General features: G+C 53.0%; 1 protein-coding gene and 1 tRNA gene. Both read right to left on the bottom strand.

Annotated elements, in window-relative coordinates; all coding sequences use genetic code 11:
* Positions 1–798 precede the first annotated feature (798 nt).
* Positions 799–872 (bottom strand) — tRNA-Ile (locus tag D6783_02120).
* A 116-nt stretch (positions 873–988) separates the two neighbouring features.
* A partial coding sequence (locus D6783_02115) for a cell division protein FtsH (protein RME53391.1) occupies positions 989–1,401 on the bottom strand: 413 nt, incomplete at its 5' end.

Here is a 1,401-nt window from a genome sequence, read left to right as displayed (position 1 = left end):
GTATACACCTTCTCGCATTAAAAACTCTTGCAATGCCGCAACATCACTACCCCTGCTACCGCGCGAGAGTGTGCGGTGTATTGCGGGACACGCAACAGCGGGAGTGCTTGCCACCGCCGGTGCTAAGACAGCCGTTGTGCTGCCACCCGGTACCGTTGCTTGTGGATCGCCCCCCAATTGCCGCACCTGCTGTTGCAGAACGCCGATTTGTATAAGCAAATTGTTTATCTGTGCGCGCAAATCAGACACGACATCCGCACGCGTTATCAATGGCGCAGAGAGAAGTGCTGTAAAAACAAAAACAAACGCTATATATCGCATACGCAAATTCTTAGTTTGTATGTAGAAAGTATAGCAAATATATGTCGCCCGCTCCGCTGCTTATCGCTCCGAGCGCTAAGTAACCGCCGCCACCGCACTCGGTGTGTCCAAGGGGTACCCTTGGACAGTGCGCAGGCACTGTTTTCTTTGACGCATCGCCACAAGCAACTCAAGCATAATGGTTCACTTGCACAAACGCTGTCGCGGAGGTTTCTAAACTCACTGTGTTCGTTAAGAACCTCCTGCCCTGGCTCAGCTGTTTTGCTCGAGGAAACTCGCAAAACACGCTTCCGCCTCGGACACCAGTTCTAAGTGTCTTCGAAGCAAAGCTTCTCAGACACTAAGAACTCTCGACCCCGTCGGCGCTTCCGCTTCGCTTCGCTGCGCGGACTTTGCGCGCGCCTTTTTTCGAGTCCGCGTGAGCGGAGTTGCACACACAGTGTGTAGTGCTTCGCACGTACACACTGGTGCAACTAGTCCGCCCACTTGGACTCGAACCAAGAACCTCGGAGATATAAGCTCCGTGCACTAACCAATTGTGCTATGGGCGGATACGCACCCCGTGCGGTGCATCACGGTCATGCGCTCTTCTCCGTACCTGCAACACCGGCGCATGACCCCATAATGGTAGTGCCTTCTTGAGAAAAACTCAACCTCCTGACACACTCTACGCCACGGGTGCGTGCTCAATGTCTTCTTTTTGCTTTACCGGAATGCCGTGCGCGCGCAACAAGTCTTCATACTCATCACGCTCAAGCGTTTCTTTCTCTATCAGCGCCTGCGCAATAGCGTCAAGCACATGGCGCTTTTCGGTGAGAATTTTCTCTGCCTTGGCGTATGCGGTGTCTATAATGTTTTTCACTTCTGCATCAATCTCCGCAGCTACTTTTTCAGAGTATTCGTGCCCGTGCACGCCGGCGCCAAAAAGTGCACGCCCATCGTCACCCGCAAGTGCGATGGTGCCAATTTTCTCGGACATACCCCAACGGGTCACCATGTTGCGCGCGAGATTGGTGAGCACCTGCAAATCGTTTGACGGACCTGTCGTCACATCATCAAACAACAACTTTTCGGTAATGT

This window comes from Candidatus Woesearchaeota archaeon (assembly GCA_003694805.1).
Classification (GTDB): domain Archaea; phylum Nanobdellota; class Nanobdellia; order Woesearchaeales; family J110; genus J110.
The sequence above is the reverse complement of the archived record's forward strand: the minus strand, read 5'-3'. Positions and strand labels throughout refer to the sequence as shown.